Here is an 18,664-nt window from a genome sequence, read left to right as displayed (position 1 = left end):
CCGCCGACGGGCCGCCCCGCCCCGGCACTCGGCAAAAACTGAGGAATATACTCAAAACGTGCCGTCGAGACTGCTCCGGTGAGGAAGTGGTGCACATGGGGGTCGTGGACGACCGCGCCGGCACCGGCCCCGGCCCCGTGCAGTCCCGTGACCGGTTCCTGCACGGCGGGTCGGCCGAATCGGTCGTACGGAGCGTGCGCGGTCCGATCCTGAGTTCCTGGCAGCGCAGCATGGTGCTGGGGCTGTCGCCGGACCAGACCGAGCTGCCGTTCACCCGGGACTTCGACGCGGACGGCCCCCTCGTCCGCGCCGCCGCACCCGTACTCGACCGGCTGGCGTCGATCTTCGCGGGCAGCCGGATGAACATCTGCCTCGCGGACGGCCGCGGCACCGTCCTCGAACGCCGCTTCGGAGACAGGTCCCTGCCCGGCCGGCTGCCGGCGATCCAGACGCAGCCCGGCTTCGTGTTCGCCGAGCGGGTCGCGGGGACCAACGGGATCGGCCTCACCCTCGCGGAACGGCGGCTCGTCCAGGTCAACGGCGCCGAGCACTTCGCCGAACGCTCCCAGTCCAGCGCCTGCACCGCGGCACCCGTCCGCGACCAGCTCAGCGGGCACATCGAGGGCGTCCTGTGCCTGGGATACCCCTGCGCGGACGCCGACCCGGCGCTGGCGGCGGTCGTGCACCGGGCCGCGGAGGCCATCGAACGGCGGCTGATGGAGCGGAGTTCGGCGCGCGAGCGCGGCCTGCTCCAGGCGTACCTCGAGGCCGGGAACCGGTGCCGGGCCCTCGCCCTGGCCCGGGGGGACGCCGTCGACGGGCACCCGGTCCCCCTCGCCGAGCTGCTGCTGAGCGAGCTGGAGCAGAGCGACCACACGACCCTCAAGGAGAAGGCCACGGAGCTGCTGTCCGGCGCGCACCGCGCGGCGGCGGAGGTGCCCCTGTCGCGCGGGCGGCGGGTCACCCTCGTGAGCCGGCCCGTGACGAGCCCGGACGGGGTGGAGGGCATGGCCGTCGAGGCGCTGCTGCCGGACGAGGAGGAGCACCACGCGCCCGCGCCCGCGCCCGCCCACGCCGCCGCCCGCCCGCCGTCCGGTACGGCCGCCGCGCACCCCAGGGCCGCCGGCGCGGGCACCCGGGCCGTCCGGGGCCTGGTGCTGGTGGGCGAGCCCGAGGTGGGCAAGTACGCCGTGGCGGCGCGCCGTCGGCTGGAGCTGCTGGCCGAGGCCAGTACCCGGATCGGCACCACGCTGGACGTGGGCCGCACGGCCCGGGAGCTGGCCGAGACGGCGGTCCCGAGACTGGCGGACTTCGTCACCGTCGATCTGCCGGAGTCCGTGCTGCGCGGCGAGGAGTCCGGCGACCCGACCGGGGAACTGGTCCGCACCGTGGTCCACGGCATCCGCGACGACTGCCCCTTCTACCCGGCCGGCGAGCGGGTGGAGCTCCGCCCGACCACGCCGCACATGCGCGCCCTGGCCACCGGGCAGGCGGTGCTGGAGCCCGATCTGAAGGCCGCCTTCGGCTGGATCGCCCAGGACGCGGAGCACACGGCCCTGCTCCTCGCCCACAACGTCCACTCCCTGATCACCGTCCCCCTGCTCGCCCGCGGCGTCGTCCTCGGCGTCGCGAGCTTCTACCGCTCCCGCAACCCCGCCCCCTACGGCGACGACGACCGCTCCCTGGCCCGGGAGCTCGCCGCCCGCGCCGCCCTGTGCATCGACAACGCCCGCCGCTACACCCGTGAGCACACCCTCGCCCTGGCGCTCCAGCGGAGCCTGCTCCCCCACGGGCTGCCCGAACAGAGCGCCGTCGAGGTCGCCCACCGCTACCTGCCCGCCGACACCGGAGTGGGCGGCGACTGGTTCGACGTCATCCCCCTGTCCGGGACCCGCGTCGCCCTCCTCGTCGGCGACGTCGTCGGCCACGGCCTGCACGCCGCGGCGACCATGGGCCGGCTGCGCACCGCCGCCCGCAACTTCGCCGAGCTGGAACTGGCCCCCGACGAGCTGCTGACCCACCTGGACAACCTCATGGTGCGGCTGGACCGCGAGGAGGGCGGGGACGATCCCGCCCTGGGCCGTACCCCCATCGTCGGCGCCACCTGCCTGTACGCGGTCTACGACCCGACCACGCGGTTGTGCGCGATGGCCCGGGCCGGCCACCCGCCGCCCGCCCTGGTGCGGCCCGACGGCACCGTGACCTTCCCCGACCTGCCCGCCGGCCCTCCGCTGGGCGTGGGCGGTCTGCCGTTCGAGTCCGCCGAGATCCGCCTCCCCGAGGACAGCCGGCTGGTGCTCTACACGGACGGGCTCCTCGGGGACCGCCACCGCGACGTCGACGTGGCCCTCGGCGCGCTGCACCGCACCCTGGCCGGCCACCCCGGGCGCTCCCCCGAGGACACCTGCCGGGCCGTCCTCGACGCCCTGGCGCCGGAGCACCCCGCCGACGACATCGCGCTCCTGGTCGCCGGCACCCGCGCGACGCCCGCCGACCGGATCGCCGCCTGGGAGCTGCCCGCCGACCCGGCCCGTGTCTGCGACGTGCGCGCCGCCGCCATGGGCCAGCTGAGCCGGTGGGGCCTGGAGGAGGCCGCCTTCGCGGCCGAGCTCCTGCTCAGCGAGCTGGTCACCAACGGCATCCGGTACGGCGGCGGCGGGCCCGTCCGGGTACGCCTCATCCACGACCGCACCCTGATCTGCGAGGTGTACGACACGAGCGGCACCGCCCCGCGGATGCGCCGGGCGGCCGGCACCGACGAGGGCGGCCGGGGCCTGTTCCTCGTCGCGCAGCTCGCCCAGGCCTGGGGCACCCGCTACACGCCGGACGGAAAGGTCATATGGGCCGAATGCGCCCTGGACGCGGCGTGAGCCGATCCCGGCGGGTGATCCTCTAGAGTCGGGGAATGAGCCCACCTCCGCGCTTCGGTGGAGAACCTCTCGTCCGCGTGCGCGGTCTGCGCAAGCGCTTCGGCGGCACCCTCGCGCTGGACTCGGTCGACCTCGACCTGCACTCCGGCAGCGTCCTGGCCCTGCTCGGTCCCAACGGCGCCGGGAAGTCCACCCTGATCAAGGTGCTCGCCGGGGTCCACCGCGCCGACGCGGGCGAGGTGACCGTGGCCGGCCAGCCGCTCGGCTCCCACGGGTCCGCCCGGCGCATGTCCTTCATCCACCAGGACCCGGGCCTGGTCGAGTGGATGACGGTGGCCGAGAACGTCGCCCTGGGCACCGGCTATCCGCGCCGCGGCGGCCTCATCTCCTGGCGGCGGACCCGGGAGCGGTGCGAGCGGGCCCTGGGGACCGTCGCCGCGCACCTCGACCCCGACGCCCGGATCGCGGACCTCGCCCCGGCCGAGCGGTCGCTGGTCGCCCTGGCCCGCGCGCTGGCCGCGCGGGCCGAGGTCATCGTCCTGGACGAGCCGACCGCGACCCTGCCCGCCGCCGACTGCGCCCGGCTGTTCGGCGTACTGCGCGCCCTGCGCGACCGGGGCCACGGCATCCTCTACGTCACCCACCGGCTCGACGAGGTGTACCGGGTCGCCGACACCTTCGCCGTCCTGCGCGACGGCCGCCTGGTCGAGCACGGCCCGCTCGCCGGCTACGGCCCGGCCCGTCTGGTGCGTGCGGTCGTCGGCCACGAGCCGGCCGCCCGCCGCCCCGCCGTTCCCGCCCCCTCCGGCGGCGCTCCCCTCCTGCTCGTCGACGGCGTGCGGACCGCGCACGCCGGTCCGGTCGGCCTGGAACTGCGTGCCGGCGAGATCCTCGGCACGGTGGGCCTGACCGGTGCCGGGCACCGGGAGCTGGGCCGCGCGCTGGCCGGCCTCCGGCCGGCCCTCGGGGGGCGGATGCTCCTCGGCGGCCGCCCGTACCGGCCGCGCACGGTCGCCGACGCCCTCGGCGCCGGTGTCGGTTTCGTGGCGGGCGACCGTCAGGAAGAGGGCTGCGCCCCGGAACTGACGGTCCGCGAGAACTTCCTGGCGAATCCCCGTGCCGCCGGAGTGCCCGCGTGGCGCTGGACCGCGCCCCGCCGCGAGCGCGCCGAGGCGGCCGCGCTGATCGACCGGTTCTCCGTGGTCCCCCGCGACAGCGAGGTGCCGATCGCCACCCTGTCCGGCGGCAACCAGCAGAAGGTCATGGTCGGCCGGTGGCTGCGGGGCGGGCTGCGGCTGCTGGTCCTGGAGGAGCCGACCGCCGGTGTGGACGTTGGCGCGAAGGCCGTGATCCACCGGCTGCTCGGCGAGGCCGCGGCGGCCGGTCTGGGGGTGCTGGTCGTCTCCGGCGACTTCGAGGAGGTCGCGGACCTGTGCCACCGCGCGCTGGTCTTCGTCCGCGGAGCCGTGGGCGCCGAACTCCGCGGCGCGGACCTGACCGTGGCGGAGCTGACCCGGACCGCGTCGGCGATGCCGGCCGTCACCGGAAGCGCGGCGGGCCCGTGACCCGCTCCTCTCCGCCGCGGTCGCCGCTGGGACGTGCGGGCGGGCAGCACATCGGCGGTTACGGCCTGCCCGTCCTGGCGGCCCTGCTCTTCCTGGTGTTCTCCCTCCTCCTGCCGCAGACCTTCCCCACCCGGGACAACGTCTCCGCGATCCTGTCCAGCCAGGCGATCCCCGCCGTCCTCGCGCTGGGGGCGACGGTCCCGATCGTGACCGGCAGGTTCGACCTGTCCATCGGCTACGGCCTGGGCCTCGCGCACGTCATGGTGATGCGGCTCGTCGTCACCGAGGGGTGGCCCTGGCCGCCGGCCTGCCTGGTGGTGGTCGCCGGGGGCGCGGCGGCCGGTGCGCTGGCCGGTGTGATCGTCGAGTTCGGGCGGATCGACTCCTTCATCGCCACGCTCGGCACCGGCAGCATGATGTACGCGGTCACCGGCTGGATCACCGACGGCGCCCGGATCGTGCCCGGCCCGCAGGGCCTGCCCGCCTCCTTCACCGCCCTGTACGACTCCCGGTTCCTCGGGCTGCCGCTGCCCGCCTTCTACGTCCTGGCCGTGGCGGGCGCCCTGTGGGTGGTGCTGGAGCGGCTGCCGGCCGGTCGCTGCCTGTACGTCATCGGTTCCAACCCGCGTGCCGCCGCTGCCCTGGGCATCCCCACCCGGTCCTACTGCGTGGCGGCCTTCGCCGCCTCCGGCCTGGTCACCGGCTTCGCCGGGGTCCTGCTCGCCGCCCAGCAGCAGACCGGCAACCCGAGCGTGGGGCTGGACCACCTCCTGCCGGCCTTCGTCGGCGCCCTGCTCGGCTCCACCACGATCAGGCCCGGCCGCGCCAACGCCCTGGGCACGGTCGTGGCCGTCGCCGTCCTCGCCGTCGGGCTCGCCGGGATCGGCCAGCTCGGCGCCCAGTTCTGGGCCACTCCGCTGTTCAACGGCGCCACTCTGCTCGTCGCCGTCGGCCTGGCCGGATACGCGGCCCGCCGCCGGGTGCGCGCCGGGGCGGCCGCCTCGGGCCGGGCGGACGGACGGCGTCCGCCCGCGCCGGGCGGGCACGGCCCCTCGTAGTCCCCCGTACGCGCACCCACGCCAGGAGCACCGTGCACCCGAAGCGTCCGAAGCACCGGAATCCGAGAACGCCCGTCACCGCGGTCTTGTGCGCGGCCGTCGCCGTCCTCCTGGCCGGCTGCGGGAGCGGCCCCCCGTCCGGCGGCCGGCCGTCGGCGGCCGGCTGTCCCGAGGCGCTCGCGCGGGCCGGGGCGGCCGTCCGGCGGGCCGAGGCCCCCGCCGCCGCCTGGGCCGGCCCCACCACCGGTCCGGCGGCGGTTCCCGGAAAGAGCCTCGTCTACGTGGCGCAGACCATGACCAACCCGGGCGTCGCGGGAGTCGCGAAGGGCGTGCGGGAGGCGGCGGAGGCCATCGGCTGGCAGGTCCGGGTGATCGACGGGGACGGCACCCCGGCCGGCATCCGGGCGGCGCTCGGCCAGGCGGTCACCCTGAGGCCCTCGGGCATCGTCATCGGCGGCTTCGACCCCCGTCCGGAGGCGCGGCAGCTGGCGCGGGCGAGGGGCGCGGGCATCCCGGTCGTCGGCTGGCACGCGGTGGACTCCCCCGGGCCCGGCCGGGACCCGGCGCTGTTCACGAACGTCACCACACGGGTGGGGGACGTGGCGAGGATCAGCGCGGACTGGATCATCGCCCGGTCGGGGGGTGACGCCGGGGTCGTCCTGTTCACCGACGACTCGATCCCCTTCGCCCGGAACAAGGCGGCCCTGATCAGGCGGGAGCTGGCCACCTGTCCCGGGGTGCGGCTCCTGGCGTACGAGAACATCCCGATCCCGGACGCGGGCAGCCGCACTCCGCAGGCGGTCTCCTCCCTGCTGGCCCGCTTCGGGAAGGACTGGACCCACTCGGTGGCCGTCAACGACCTGTACTTCGCCGACGCCGCCCCGGCCCTGCGTGCGGCGGGACGGCCCGGCTCGGGTCCGCCCCTGAACATCGGCGCGGGTGACGGCGACCCCTCCGCCTTCCACCGGATCACCAGCGGGCAGTACCAGGCCGCCACCGTGCCCGAGCCGCTGTCCCAGCAGGGCTGGCAGATCGTCGACGAGTTCAACCGCGCCTTCGCCGGGCGGCCCGCCAGCGGGTACGTCGCCCCCATGCACATCGCCACGGGCGGCAACAGCCGGGGCGCCGCCTCCTGGGACCCGCCCGGCTACCGCGAGGCCTACCGCAGGATCTGGCAGGGCTGAGCACCGCCGTGAATGAATCTTCAATCACCTTGCTCCGCCGCCGAGTTGGCCGTCACCCGAGGTGACCCGCGCCGGACGCGCGTGGCATGATCAACCTTCACATTACCCGCCAGTAACGGCAATTCCCCTCGAAGGTCACACCCACGTGCGTACGCTCACCAGACGCCTCCTGCTGCCCGGACTGACCGCCCTCGCGCTCACCACCGCCGGCTGCTCCACCCCGGCCGGCACCGGCACGGCCGCGCCGGGCGGCCCCGCCGCGCTCCCCTCCGCCGACGGCACCCGGCAGCTGGACGTGGACTCCGCCCCCCAAGGCGCGGCCACCCCGCCGGCCCTCGCCCGCACCCGTGGCGGTCAGGGCCCCGAGAAGGCCCCGCTGAAGCTCGCCTCCTACGACGGGGCGAGCGGACGCGCCGTCATATCCCCTGCGGCCCACGCCGGATCGGGCGCCTCCCCGAACCGCTCGGCCGGGCCCTCCGCCGCCCCCGCCCAACCCGTCGCGGTCGGCGACGTCATCGCCAGCGCGCCGGCCCCCGGCGCCCCCGACGGCCTGCTCGCGAAGGTCACCGAGGTGGTCGGGAAGAGCGACCGGGGCACCGAGGTGAAGACCGCGCCGACGACGCTCGCCGCCGCCCTCGGCGACGACAGGGCCGAGGGCGAGGTGCCCGTCGATCCCGCCTCGGTGGTCGTCGAGCCCCTGCTGAAGGGCGTCACCCTCTCCTGGGCCAAGGGCGGCGGCGTCCGGTACGGACCCGAGGGCGCCGGGCTGCCGCTGGGCACCCTGCGGCTCGACGTGGACGCCGGCGTGGACACCGCCGCGGGCTCCCCCGCACCGGCGGGTGCCTCCGTGTCCGGCTTCGTACGGCTGGCCCCTCGGGTGGAGTTCGCGTACGACGGCAGCAAGGGCGACGGCCGGGGGCCGGACACGGCCTTCCTCGGCATCAGCGGCGACTGGTCCTCCCGGTGGGCGCTCAAGGGCCGCGCCGCCGCGAGCACCGGCGAGCCCCGGCGGATCCCGTTCGCCAGGCTCCGCAGCGCCCCCGTCGTCCAGGTGGGACCGGTCCCCGTCGTCGTCAACCTCGAACTGACCTGCTACGTCCAGGTGGAGGCCGACGGCCGGGTCACCCTCGACGTCCAGCAGGACGTCAAGGGCGGCTTCCGGGCCGGCGGCAGCTACGCGGCGGGCAAGGGCTGGTCCCCGGTCAGCACCGCGGACGTGCGCGGCACCCCGGTCAGGGCGGCCGTCACCACCGCCGGGCGGGTCAGGAGCACCCTCGGCGCCGAGGCCTCCGTGGGCCTGTACGGGGCCGTCGGCGTCACCGCCGACTTCGCCCCCTACCTGCGCGGCGAGGCCGACGCCGGCGTGAGCGCGTCCACGGACGGCGGGACCCCCGCGCACGGCTCCTGGGCGCTGTACGGCGGCTTCGGCCTGAGCGGTCAGCTCCAGCTCCAGCTGTCCGTGTTCGGTACGCCGGTCGTCGAGCGGCGCGTCCCACTGGGCGCCCTGCACCGCGAATGGCCCCTGGTGGGCGGCCGCGCCGGACGGTGACGCCCGCCGGGCCCGGGCCCGGGGTCAGGGCCGGGGTCAGGCGGCGGGACCCCCGGCGGGCGCCGGGGGCGGCGGCGGCAGCGCCGGCTCGTGCAGCCAGGCCCGGAACAGGCCGTCCAGCGGCGCGGCGGCGTATCCGGCCGCGTGCGCGGTGAACGTGCCGGTGGTCACCGCGCCGTGCCGGTGGCGGGCGGTCCAGTCGCGGAGCATCCGGAAGAACGCCCCGTCGCCGAGGGCGCCCCGGACGGCGTGCACGGCCAGGCCGCCCCGCTGGTAGAGGCGGTCGTCGAACATCAGCTTGCGGCCCGGGTCGGCCAGTACCAGGTCCTGGGGCCGCGCCGCCAGCAGCCGGTGCGCGGCGGCGGCGTGCTCGTGCGCCGGGCGGCCCCCGGAACGCTCCGACCAGAGCCATTCGGCGTACTTGGCGAAGCCCTCGTTGAGCCAGATGTGGCGCCAGTCGGCGAGGCCCACGCTGTTGCCGAACCACTGGTGGGCCAGCTCGTGGGCGACGAGGCGTTCCGAACCGCGGGCGCCGTCCACGTGGTTCGTGCCGAACAGGGACAGGCCCTGGGCCTCCACGGGTACGTCCAGTTCCTCGTCGGCGACGACAACCGTGTACTCGCCGAAGGGGTAGGGGCCGAAGAGCTCCTCGAAGAGCCGCATCATGGCGGGCTGCCGGGCGAAGTCGCGGGAGAAGCGCGGCAGGACGCCGGCCGGCACGTGGGCGCTCTGCGGAACGCCGCCGCCGTCCGGGCCGCCCAGCGGCACCGTCCGGTACATGCCGACGGACAGGCCGACCAGGTAGCTGGCGGTGGGTGCGACCTGCTCGTACACCCAGGTGGTGGTGCCGGCGCGGACGGTCCGGGTGAGCAGCCGGCCGACGGCGGCCACCGTGTAGGCGGACGGGGTGGTGAGGGAGATGTGGTAGGAGGCCTTGTCCGCGGGCCGGTCGTTGCACGGGTACCAGGAGGGCGCCCCGACGGGCTGGCTGGCCACCAGCGCCCCGTCGGTCAGTTCCTCCCAGCCGAGGCCGCCCCAGGGACTGCGCACGGGCCGGGGGTTGCCCGCCCAGTGCACCTCGACCGTGAAGGCGGCGCCCGGCGGCAGCGGTGCGGCCGGCCTGACGCGGAGCCGGCCGGCCCGGTGGGTGTGGCGCGGGACGCGCCCGTCCACCAGGACCCGCCCGATCCTGAACGCGGCGAGGTTCAGGTGGAACTCGGCCAGCGGGGCCGGTCCGGCGATGGCGCTGAGCCGGGCGGTGCCGGCCAGCCGGTTGGGGCCGGGCCGGTAGTCCAGGGCGAGTTCGTACCGGTGCACCCGGTACCGGGGGTCCCCGTTGTCCGGGAAGTACGGGTCAGCCGCCGCTGTCTGGCCACTCATCGCCGCTCGCGCTCCCTGCGCCGTGCCCGGGTCCGTTCAGGACCGCCACGCCTCGATCGGATTGCCCAGCCAGCGGGTGTCGGCCGGTACGGACTCCCCGGCCATCACGAGGGAGGCGGGACCCAGGGTGGTGCGTGCCCCGACCGTGCTCCCGGGCAGGACGATTCCGCCCGGGCCCAGGGTGGCGCCCTCGCGGAGGACCACAGTATCCGTCCGCATGATCCGGTCGTGGAAGAGGTGCGTCTGCAACACGCAGCCCCGGTTGACGCTGACCGCGTCGCCGAGGGTCACCAGGTCGGCCTCGGGCAGCCAGTGGCTCTCGCACCACACGCCGCGCCCGATCCGCGCCCCGAGCCCGCGCAGCCACAGGACCAGCAGCGGGGTGCCGGGGACGGCGCCGGCGAGCCAGGGCACCGCCAGGACCTCCACGAAGGTGTCGGCCAGTTCGCCCCGCCAGACGAAGCCGCTCCACAGCGGGTGTTCCCCCGCCCGGTGCCGGCCGACCAGCAGCCACTTGGCGGCCACGCTGACGGCGCACGCGGCGGCGCCCGCCACGAGCAGGACCGCTCCGGACAGCAGGGCGGCGCCCGGGACCCCCAGCGCGGCCGTCGTGCTCAGGGCGCACAGCGCCGCCAGGGTGAGGACGGCCAGCGCGGCCGAGCAGAGGACGGGCACGAACCGGGCCGCCTCCACCAGGCCGCGCGCCCACAGCAGCCGGGCGGGCGGATCGTAGGTGCGGCCGCGGTCGGCGGCCGCGGCGGACCTCGGCAGTCTGACCGGCGGCAGCCCCAGGTACGAACTGCCCTTCTTGGCCTTCTTCGGGGTGGCGGACAGGACGCCGACGAGTCCGCCGTCGGGCACGGTACGGCCGGGCGCGGTCATCCCGGAGTTGCCGAGGAAGGCCCGGCGGCCGATCTCGGAACGCCCGATCCGGATCCAGCCGCCGCCGCGTTCGCAGGGGGCGGTCAGGGTGTCGTCGGCGAGGAACGCGCCGTCGCCGACGGTGGTCAGGCTCGGCAGCGCGAGCACGGTGGACACCTCGGCGCCCCGTCCGACGCGCATGCCGAGCAGCCTCAGCCACACCGGGGTCACGAGGCCGGCGTACAGCGGGAACAGCGCCGCCCGGGCCAGGTCCATCAGCTGGAGGACCGCCCAGGCCTGCCAGCCGACGCGGCTGTGGACGGGGTGGCTGCCGGTGCGCAGCCCGAGGCTGAGCAGGCGTACGGCGGCCAGCAGGAGCAGCGCGTACGCCAGCGCGAAGACGAGCGCCCCGGGCACCGCCGCGAGCAGCGCTCCGCGCAGGGCCCGGCCGGGGCCGGCGCCGGCGGGCAGGAACCGGGCGGCCAGGAGCAGCGCGGGCAGGGCGGCGACGAGCGGCAGGGCCGTCAGGCAGAAGCCGGTCGCCCCGTACACGGCGCGCCAGTGGAACGGGCGCGGCGGGCGCTCCCCGGGCCAGTTGTGCTTCGCCCTGCCGAGCCTGACGGCGGGGGCCCCGCCCCAGCGCTGGCCGGCCGGGACCCGTCCGGCCACGGCGGAACCCGGTGCCACTTCGGCCCGCTTGCCGACGCGGGCTCCCGGGAAGAGGGTGCTGCGGGTGCCGACGACGGCGCCCGCGCCGATCCGCACGGGTCCGATCTCCAGCCGGTCCCCGTCCAGCCAGTGGCCGCACAGGTCCACCTCGGCCTCCACGGCGCAGCCGCGGCCGAGCCGGAGCATGCCGGTGACCGGGGGCAGGGAGTGCAGGTCCACCTCGGGGCCGACGCGGGCGCCGAGCGCCCGGGCGTAGCGCTGGAGCCAGGGGCCGGTGAGGGAGGTGGCGCCGGAGCACTCGGCGAGCCGCTCGGCCGTCCACAGCCGTAGGTGCACGCTGCCGCCGCGCGGGTGGCGGCCCGCCCGGACCCCGCGCAGCAGCAGGCGGGCGCCTCCGGCGGCGAGGGCGAGGCGGCCCGGCGGGCTGAGGAGCAGGACCGCTCCCGCGGTGACGTACCACCAGGAGGCGGTCGGCGCCCACGGGTACGGTCCGAGCCGGTGCAGCAGGTTGCCCAGGGCCAGCAGGGCCACCGTCCAGCGCAGGCCGACGAGGGTGAACAGAGGGAGCAGCAGGAGGCACTGGGCGGCCCTCGAGCGCAGCGGGACCGGGGCGACGGTGCGGGCGGCGGCGGCGTCGCGCACGGACCGTTCCAGCCGCCGGGCCAGTTTCCGCAGCGTCGGGTACTGGTAGACGTCGAGGACGGCCACCGCGGGGTAGCGGGTGCGCAGCCGGGTGGTGAGCCGCGCGGCGGCGAGGCTGTTGCCGCCGGAGGCGAAGAAGTCGTCGTCGGCGCCGGTCACGGGCACGCCCAGGATGTCGCCCCACTGGTCGGCGAGCCAGGCCTCGGTGCCGTGCAGCCGCTCGGCGGGGGCGGTGGTCCCCGCGTCCGGCAGGGGCCAGGGCAGGGCGTCCCGGTCGACCTTGCCGGAGGTGCGGGTGGGCAGCGCGTCGACCGGCGCGAGCAGCGGCACGAGGGCGGCGGGCAGTTCGGCGCGCAGCCGTTCGACCGCCTCGGCGCGGTCCCAGCCCTCCTGGACGACGAGGTAGCCCACGAGCAGCTGGTTGCCGCCGCGCGCGGTGCGTACGGCGGCGGCCGCGCCGGCGACCTCGGGGAGGGCCTGGAGCGCGGCGTCGACCTCTCCCAGTTCGATGCGGCGGCCGCCGAGTTTGACCTGCTCGTCGGCGCGGCCCAGGAAGACCAGGCCCTCCGGTTCGGCGCGTACGAGGTCGCCGCTGCGGTAGGCGCGGGGCCAGCCGAGGGAGGCGAGGGGGGCGTACTTCTCGGCGTCCTTGGCGGGGTCGAGGTAGCGGGCGAGACCGACGCCGCCGATGACGAGCTCGCCGCTGCCGCCCATGGGGACGGGCTCGCCGGACCCGTCGACCACGGCCAGTTCCCAGCCGGCGAGCGGGAGGCCGATCCGCACGGGCTCCTCGCCGGTCAGCGGGCAGGCGCAGGCGACGACGGTGGCCTCGGTGGGGCCGTAGGTGTTCCAGACCTCGCGGCCCTCGGTGACGAGGCGCGCGGCGAGTTCGGGCGGGCAGGCCTCGCCGCCGAAGATCAGGAGCCGGACCTCGTCGAGGGCCGAGGGCTCCCAGAGCGCGGCGAGGGTCGGCACGGTGGAGACCACGGTGATCTCCTGTTCCACCAGCCACGGCCCGAGGTCGGCGCCGCTGCGGACCCGGTGGCGGGGCACGGGGACGAGGCAGGCGCCGTGGCGCCAGGCGAGCCACATCTCCTCGCAGGAGGCGTCGAAGGCGACGGAGAGTCCGGCCATGACCCGGTCGCCGGGGCCGATCGGCTCGTCGGCGAGGAACAGGGCGGCCTCGGCGTCCACGAAGGCGGCGGCGCTGCGGTGGCTGACGGCCACGCCCTTGGGCCTGCCGGTGGAGCCGGAGGTGAAGATGATCCACGCGTCGTGCTCGGGTCCGGGCCGGGCGGCGGCCGCGGGGGTGGCGGAGGGGGACGGCGGCCGGCCGGTGAGGTCGATGCGCCGGCCGGCGCCCAGGACCGCCCGTACGCCGGCTTCGCCGAAGACCAGGCGGGCCCGCTCGTCGGGGTCCTCGGCGTCGACGGGTACGTAGGCGGCGCCTGCTGCGAGAACGGCGAGGACGGCCACGTACAGCTCGTTGGTCCCGGACGGGACGCGCACCCCGACCCGGTCGCCGAGCCCCACTCCGGCGGCCGCGAGGGCGCGCCGGCGGCGTTCGACCAGGGCGGCCAGGGCCCGGTAGGTCAGCCGGGAGGTGCCGTCGTCCAGGGCGGGTTCGTCGGGGTGGGCCCGTACGGAGGCCTCGAAGACGTCGAGGAGGGTACGGGGCGGGGCGGCGGGCCCGGCGGAGAACCGGGCGGCCTTCCCCGCTTCGCCGGACGGCCCCCCGTCGGGCGCGGGCCCGTCGGGCGCGGGCCCATCGGGTGCGGGCCCGTCCGGCGCGGGCCCGGCGGGCGCGGGCCCGTCCGGTGTCAGGGTGAGTTCGCCGCGTTCGGGTGTGGCTGCCATGGGCCCTCACGTCTCGCTGCCGGACGCGTCCGGGGCGCCGGCGGAGCCCGGGTCTGCCCGGGTTGTTCCGGTCCGGCGGAGAACGGCCCACCAGCCTAGTGCGCGGCCGGGCGTTTTCCCGGGGAAGCCCGGGGCGTGGCGGGAAGCGGTACCGTGCGTCACCCGCCGGGCCGGCCCTCAGGCGGGCCGGACCGTCCGGGGGCCCGCGCACTCGGCTCCGTACGCCCTCACCCGTTCGCGCAGCGCGCGGTCGGCGGTGACCACCACGCAGGGGCGGCCGGCGTGGGCGGCGGCGAGTTCCACGATGCGGTCGTCACCGCTGCCGGGCGCGGAGTCGACCCGGACGCCGGGCACGGACGCGATCCCGCGGGCCTCGCCCTCGACGACGAGGATGACCTCCTCGCCGGAGTCGCGCCGGGCGAGCCGGTCGCGCAGCCGTTCGGCGGCGCCCTTGCGGTCGCGCCACCATCCGTCGGGGACGGAGCCGACGACGTTCGCCGCGTCGACGATGAGGACGGAGGTGAGGGCTTCGGTCACGTTCCGTCATTCTGCCACGGTCGTCTCCTGGGCCGCGACGACGAAGACGTCGGACAGCGGGAAGGTGTCGGCGCTGGCGCTGATCAGCAGGTCGTAGGTGTCGGGGGGCAGTGCGCCGAGGTCGACGCGCCGGCGCTCGCGCGGGACGGTGACGGTGAGGTCGACGGCCGTGCGCCCGGTGGTCCGGCTGGTCACCGTGAGCCGGGCCGGGACGTCGGGGAGCTGGCTCTCGCCCTGGGCGCTGTGGGCGCCGATCTCGCAGACCACCGGTTCCCCGGCGAGGTAGAGGTCGTCCCCGAGGTGGCTGAACCAGGTGGTCGCGGTGGCGCGCAGGTCCTCGGTGCGGATGTCGTGCAGGGACCGGAGGATGACCTCGAGCTGGCCGAGCATGGCACCGTGGTTCTGCAGGCCGCCGTGCTTCTGCGGGACGAAGGTGCGGGCGTCCTCGGTGCCGGAGAGCGCGGCGGAGACGAAGGGCACGGTTCCGTCGCCGCCTTCGTCGCGGTCCTCGCGGGCCATCAGGGTCTCGACCCTGTCGCCGGTGATCCTGGCCGACTGCCGGGTGGGCTGGTCCGCGCCCACGACGGGGTGGTAGACGACCTGCCCGGCCTCCCAGGCCGGGTCCTGCCGGTTGGCGGCGGCCGCCGCCTCCATCTCCTCGTAGAACCCGGTGGCCCGGCTGCTCCACCGCGGCTGCCAGCCGGGCATCCCGGCCCTGGCGGGGGTGGTGGCGGCCCCGTCCCGCCCGTGGACGCACCGGTAGACGGGCACCAGTTGGTGCAGGCCGGTGAAGGAGCGCAGGAGGCGGGTGAGGTCGTGGTCGAAGGGGCCGATCCGTCGGGGGAAGCCGTTGCAGAGGAACTCGACCGCGTTGAGCGAGCCGTAGTAGGGGGTGCCGAAGGTCACGACGGCCCGCGTGTCCTTCCAGCCGCCGAGCGCTTCGACGTAGTAGCGGGAGACGAGACCGCCCGTGGAGTGCCCGATGAGGACGAGCTGTGCGGCGGAGTTGCCGCTGCTCTCGCGCCAGTCGCGCAGCCGGCCGGCGACGCGCCCGGCGAGCTGCCGGGCGGCGGCCCGGTGGTCGCGCCGCCAGTCGTACGGGAAGGGGAAGTAGTTCCGGCCCCGCTTCAGGTCGCAGCGGTCCAGCAGGAACTCCTCGAGGGCGGTGTAGCCGTCGATCTTCCACAGGCCCGGCAGCATGTGCAGGCCGGGTACCAGCCGGTCGGCGACGACGCCGTCGCCGAGGTCGTCCGCGCGCCAGTCGTCCTGGCCGTCGCGCAGTTCCAGCTCGTCCACCGAGCGGCCCAGGGCCGCCAGGGCGGCCGGCACCGCCGAGGACGAGGGCGCCCACAGGTCCTTCCCGCCGCACGTCAGTACGCTGCCGGCGATGCCGGGGAGCAGGACGACCACGTCGGGCATCGGGATCCTGGCCATGCGCCGGCCTCCTATCGGGCGGTGTCCCCGCCGTCCCCCTGCCCGTCCCAGGGGTCCCCGGGTGTGAGGAAGGGTTCGGACGCGTCCCCGTAGTGCTGGTAGGCGGCCCACGAACTCCACCGCTGCCGGTCGGCGCCCTGGTCCCGCTCCTCCCGGACGCGCTGCTCGTAGAGCTTCTTGCGCGCCGCCCGGACCGCCGCGCCCACCGTCTGCCCGGGTTCGCCGGGACCGCGGGCGAACAGGTGGGAGTAGAACTGTTCGGCGAAGGTGACCGCCTGGTCGTCGGGGATCCGCCAGGCCGCGCCGATGTAGTGGCCGACCCCGATGCGCAGGAACTCGTCGGCGAGGCTCGGTACGAGGGCCGCCTGCGGGTTCCCCCACGGGCTCCGGGCGGCCGTGTCGGGCGCTCCGGCGGGGGCGCCGGCCGGGCCGGCGGCCCCGAGGCGGGCCGTGTAGCAGGCGTTGGCCACGACGATCTGCGGGGGCCGTTCGAGCAGGGCCAGTTCCCGTTCGGTCAGCAGGCCGTCGGCGAAGACCCAGCCGGAGCGCCCTCCGGTGCCGGAGACGTCGAAAGCGCTGTGGCCGCAGTAGTGGACGATGTCGTTGCGCCCGCACAGCAGGACCCGCAGGACGTCGAGCCGCCGGGCGGGTTCCACGCCCGGCTGACGGGTGGAGTTCGCCGCGCCGACGAAGAGGCTGACCTGGACGCCCAGGGCCGAGAGCCGGGCGGCGACCGCGAGGGCCTCGCTGCGGGCGCCCGGCAGCTGCAGGCCCGTCTCCGGGTCGCCCGGGTCGCCGATCACCAGGGCGCGCAGGGGTCCGTCAGCCGTTCCTTCGGTGAGCACCCGCGAGTAGGTCGTGCGCAGTTGGCGGGAGAGCTGGGTGCGGATGGCCAGGGGGTCGCGGCGCTCGACGCCGGCCTGCTGGACTTCCGTCAGGAACTCCCAGGGGACGGAGGCCGTGTCGCGGTCCAGTTCCAGCAGTACGGTGGCGTCGTCGGTGAGCAGCCGCTGGAAGTCGGTGGGCACGACGAAGCGGGAGAGCAGGCCGGGCAGTCCGCGCGCGTCCTCGACGGTGGGTTCCGTCAGCCGGCCCACGAGTTCGCGCAGCAGGTCGGTGTCCACCGGGACGAGGCGTTCGGGTACGGTGGCGCGCCCGGTCAGGGCCGCCCAGCGCAGGCCTCCGGTGCCCGACTGGACGGACATCCGTACGGGTACGGAGGCGTCCTGGAGCGCGGAGGGGCCGCGGACCGTGAGCGAGAGGTCGGTGCGGGCCACGTCGGCGAGGCGGGCCAGCTGCTCGCGGACCTTGCCGCGGATGCCGGGTTCGAATCCGGCCAGTACGGCACTCAGGGCCTGTTCGGCGACGGGGGGATCCGGGCCGCCGGGCCCCGCGACGGCGGTGTCCGCCGGGCGGGCGAGCCCGGACAGCGCGGTCAGGGCGTACACGGCGGCGGAGGGGACGAACAGCCGGCCGCCCCTCTCCTCGCGGAGTTCCGGCCGGATCCGCAGCTGCGGCTGGTGCGCGGCGGCGCCGGTCAGTGCGAGCAGCAGTTGCTCGGCGCGCAGCCGGTCGACCTCCACGACGAGGACCTCGGTGAGCCGGGGCGGCGGTGCCGGCGGGCCCATGGAGGCCAGGGCGGCGGCGAAGCCCCGGACGAGGGCGCGGCCCGCCTGGCCGACGCTGAGGTTTCCCGTGCCCGCGCCGATGAGGACGGTCGCCATCGTCGTGACGTGGCCGATGCCGGCTGCCTCCCCCAGCAGCGAGGCGTAGAGCTGGACGGCGCGGGGTTCGGTGAGGGTCCCCATCGGGCCCATGCCGACGACCGCGGCCGACCGTACCGTGCCCGTCCCGCACGGGAAGTAGGTGACCTGCCCGAGCTGGGCGTCGATCCAGCCGAGCCGGGTGTGCTCGGTGATCAGCGGGCGGGGGCCGCCGGATATGGCCCGGTCCAGTGCGAGTTCCGCCGCGTCGGGAACCACGGAACGGTAGTGCCCGGTCACGTGCAGGTCGGCGGGGACCTCGACGAGGTCGCCCCACACCACGGTGACGGCGACGGCTGGACCGTCGGGGCGGGGCGGCGGGACCGGAGCCGGTTCGGGATAGCGGTCGGGCCGCGGGTTGGAGGGCGTCGGTGCGTCTTCCAGCAGGTCGGCGATGCGAGCGGCGGGGGTGCTCACCACGCTCCTCCTTCGGGTCGCCCGAGCTTGCGTAGCGGGTGCGCCGCACCAGTCCCCCCCATCGGATTATCCCACCGTTTTCCCGGCGGCCCCGCTCGGGCGGTGCCGCGGGACCCCTCGCTCGAACGTGCGGACGCGCGGTGCGGCGGGGCGCGCCACCCGCGGACGTCCGGCGCCTCGGGCGGTGCCCCCGAGGCGCCCGTTCCGCCGGTCACCACCAGCCGCGCCGCCGACGCCACCTCGGTCGCGCCGACCGTGACGCCGACCGTGACGCGCTCCGGGTCACCGTCGGTGACCGCGGACCCGGCCACCGACGCACTGCGGCGCGGCAGATCACGATCATCGCGGCCGGTGACGGGGCCGCTCCGGACTGCGCCGCCGACCCGGGCCGGATCCCGGGGGCCGGCGAGCGGCCCGCGGTGTGGATCGGCAACATCCGCGGCCGGACGCGGTGCCGACCCCGGACGAGGTGGCGCTGTGCCTGAGCGGGTTCGCGCCGGGCGAGCCCGTCGAGGTGACCGTCACGGCCGGCGGCAAGCAGTACGCGACCACGGCGCGGCCCACCTCGGCCGGGCTGGCCTCCGACGCGCTCGGACCGTCCGACTCGCTCTTCGCCCACCGCGAGCTGACGGTGCACGAGCTCGGCAACGGCGTGCCGCAGAGCGAGAAGTGGCGGTTCGTGCCGCCGGGCACCGCGCGCGAGGACCTCGCGAGGGCGGCCACCGCGTCCTCCTGTACGGCTTCCGGCCCGGCTCGGGGACGGCCGTGTTCACCGTCCCCGCCTCCGTGGTGGAGGAGACCCGGGGCGCTCCCCGGGGGGGCGTACTGCGTCACCGTGCCGATGGAGGAGCAGGACGACTGCCCGGCGCCCTGAGGGG

At 76.3% G+C, this 18,664-nt stretch carries 11 protein-coding genes; 6 read left to right on the top strand and 5 right to left on the bottom strand.

Translation table 11 applies throughout. The annotated features are described in order from the left end of the window. Positions 1-95 precede the first annotated feature (95 nt). The 5 genes from ACZ514_RS15615 (at position 96) to ACZ514_RS15595 (ending at position 8,226) form a co-directional block, all read left to right on the top strand. Complete coding sequence (locus tag ACZ514_RS15615) at positions 96-2,870, top strand: ATP-binding SpoIIE family protein phosphatase (protein WP_469124939.1); 2,775 nt, start codon at positions 96-98, stop codon at positions 2,868-2,870. Positions 2,871-2,905: 35 nt separating this feature from the next. Next, entirely contained in the window at positions 2,906-4,435 is a 1,530-nt protein-coding gene (locus tag ACZ514_RS15610) for a sugar ABC transporter ATP-binding protein (RefSeq protein ID WP_469124938.1), read from the top strand. Then, positions 4,432-5,493 carry an ABC transporter permease gene (locus tag ACZ514_RS15605; protein WP_468168494.1) on the top strand — a complete coding sequence of 354 codons (1,062 nt, stop codon included), beginning with the start codon at positions 4,432-4,434 and terminating at the stop codon, positions 5,491-5,493. The genes ACZ514_RS15610 and ACZ514_RS15605 overlap by 4 nt, the downstream gene beginning before the upstream one ends. A 32-nt stretch (positions 5,494-5,525) precedes the next feature. Further along, the gene (locus ACZ514_RS15600) at positions 5,526-6,677 is read left to right on the top strand and encodes a substrate-binding domain-containing protein (RefSeq protein ID WP_469124937.1); all 1,152 of its coding nucleotides are present in this window, start codon (positions 5,526-5,528) and stop codon (positions 6,675-6,677) included. Between the two features lie 145 nt (positions 6,678-6,822). Then, positions 6,823-8,226 carry a hypothetical protein gene (locus tag ACZ514_RS15595; RefSeq protein ID WP_469124936.1) on the top strand — a complete coding sequence of 468 codons (1,404 nt, stop codon included), beginning with the start codon at positions 6,823-6,825 and terminating at the stop codon, positions 8,224-8,226. Between the two features lie 36 nt (positions 8,227-8,262). Here ACZ514_RS15595 and ACZ514_RS15590 read toward each other — a convergent pair whose 3' ends face one another. The 5 genes from ACZ514_RS15590 to ACZ514_RS15570 all read right to left on the bottom strand — a co-directional run bounded on the left by ACZ514_RS15590 (position 8,263) and on the right by ACZ514_RS15570 (position 17,786). Then, entirely contained in the window at positions 8,263-9,606 is a 1,344-nt protein-coding gene (locus tag ACZ514_RS15590; RefSeq protein WP_469124935.1) for a M1 family metallopeptidase, read from the bottom strand. 36 nt (positions 9,607-9,642) lie between these two features. Further along, positions 9,643-13,635, bottom strand: coding sequence for a Pls/PosA family non-ribosomal peptide synthetase (locus ACZ514_RS15585; RefSeq protein WP_469124934.1), 3,993 nt, complete (start codon positions 13,633-13,635; stop codon positions 9,643-9,645). 177 nt (positions 13,636-13,812) lie between these two features. Continuing rightward, positions 13,813-14,172 carry an NTP pyrophosphohydrolase gene (locus tag ACZ514_RS15580; RefSeq protein WP_468168479.1) on the bottom strand — a complete coding sequence of 120 codons (360 nt, stop codon included), beginning with the start codon at positions 14,170-14,172 and terminating at the stop codon, positions 13,813-13,815. A 6-nt stretch (positions 14,173-14,178) separates the two neighbouring features. Continuing rightward, entirely contained in the window at positions 14,179-15,606 is a 1,428-nt protein-coding gene (locus ACZ514_RS15575) for an esterase/lipase family protein (protein ID WP_469124933.1), read from the bottom strand. 11 nt (positions 15,607-15,617) lie between these two features. After that, positions 15,618-17,786 (bottom strand): CHAT domain-containing protein, encoded by a 2,169-nt coding sequence (locus ACZ514_RS15570; protein ID WP_469124932.1) that lies wholly within the window; start codon positions 17,784-17,786, stop codon positions 15,618-15,620. A gap of 451 nt (positions 17,787-18,237) precedes the next feature. On the opposite strand from ACZ514_RS15570, the gene ACZ514_RS15565 reads away from it, so the two are divergent. Further along, positions 18,238-18,660 (top strand): hypothetical protein, encoded by a 423-nt coding sequence (locus ACZ514_RS15565; protein WP_469124931.1) that lies wholly within the window; start codon positions 18,238-18,240, stop codon positions 18,658-18,660. Positions 18,661-18,664: the final 4 nt, after the last annotated feature.

It is taken from the genome of Streptomyces sp. NPDC034086 (genome assembly GCF_055575515.1).
This window is presented reverse-complemented; position numbering and strand designations above follow the sequence as displayed.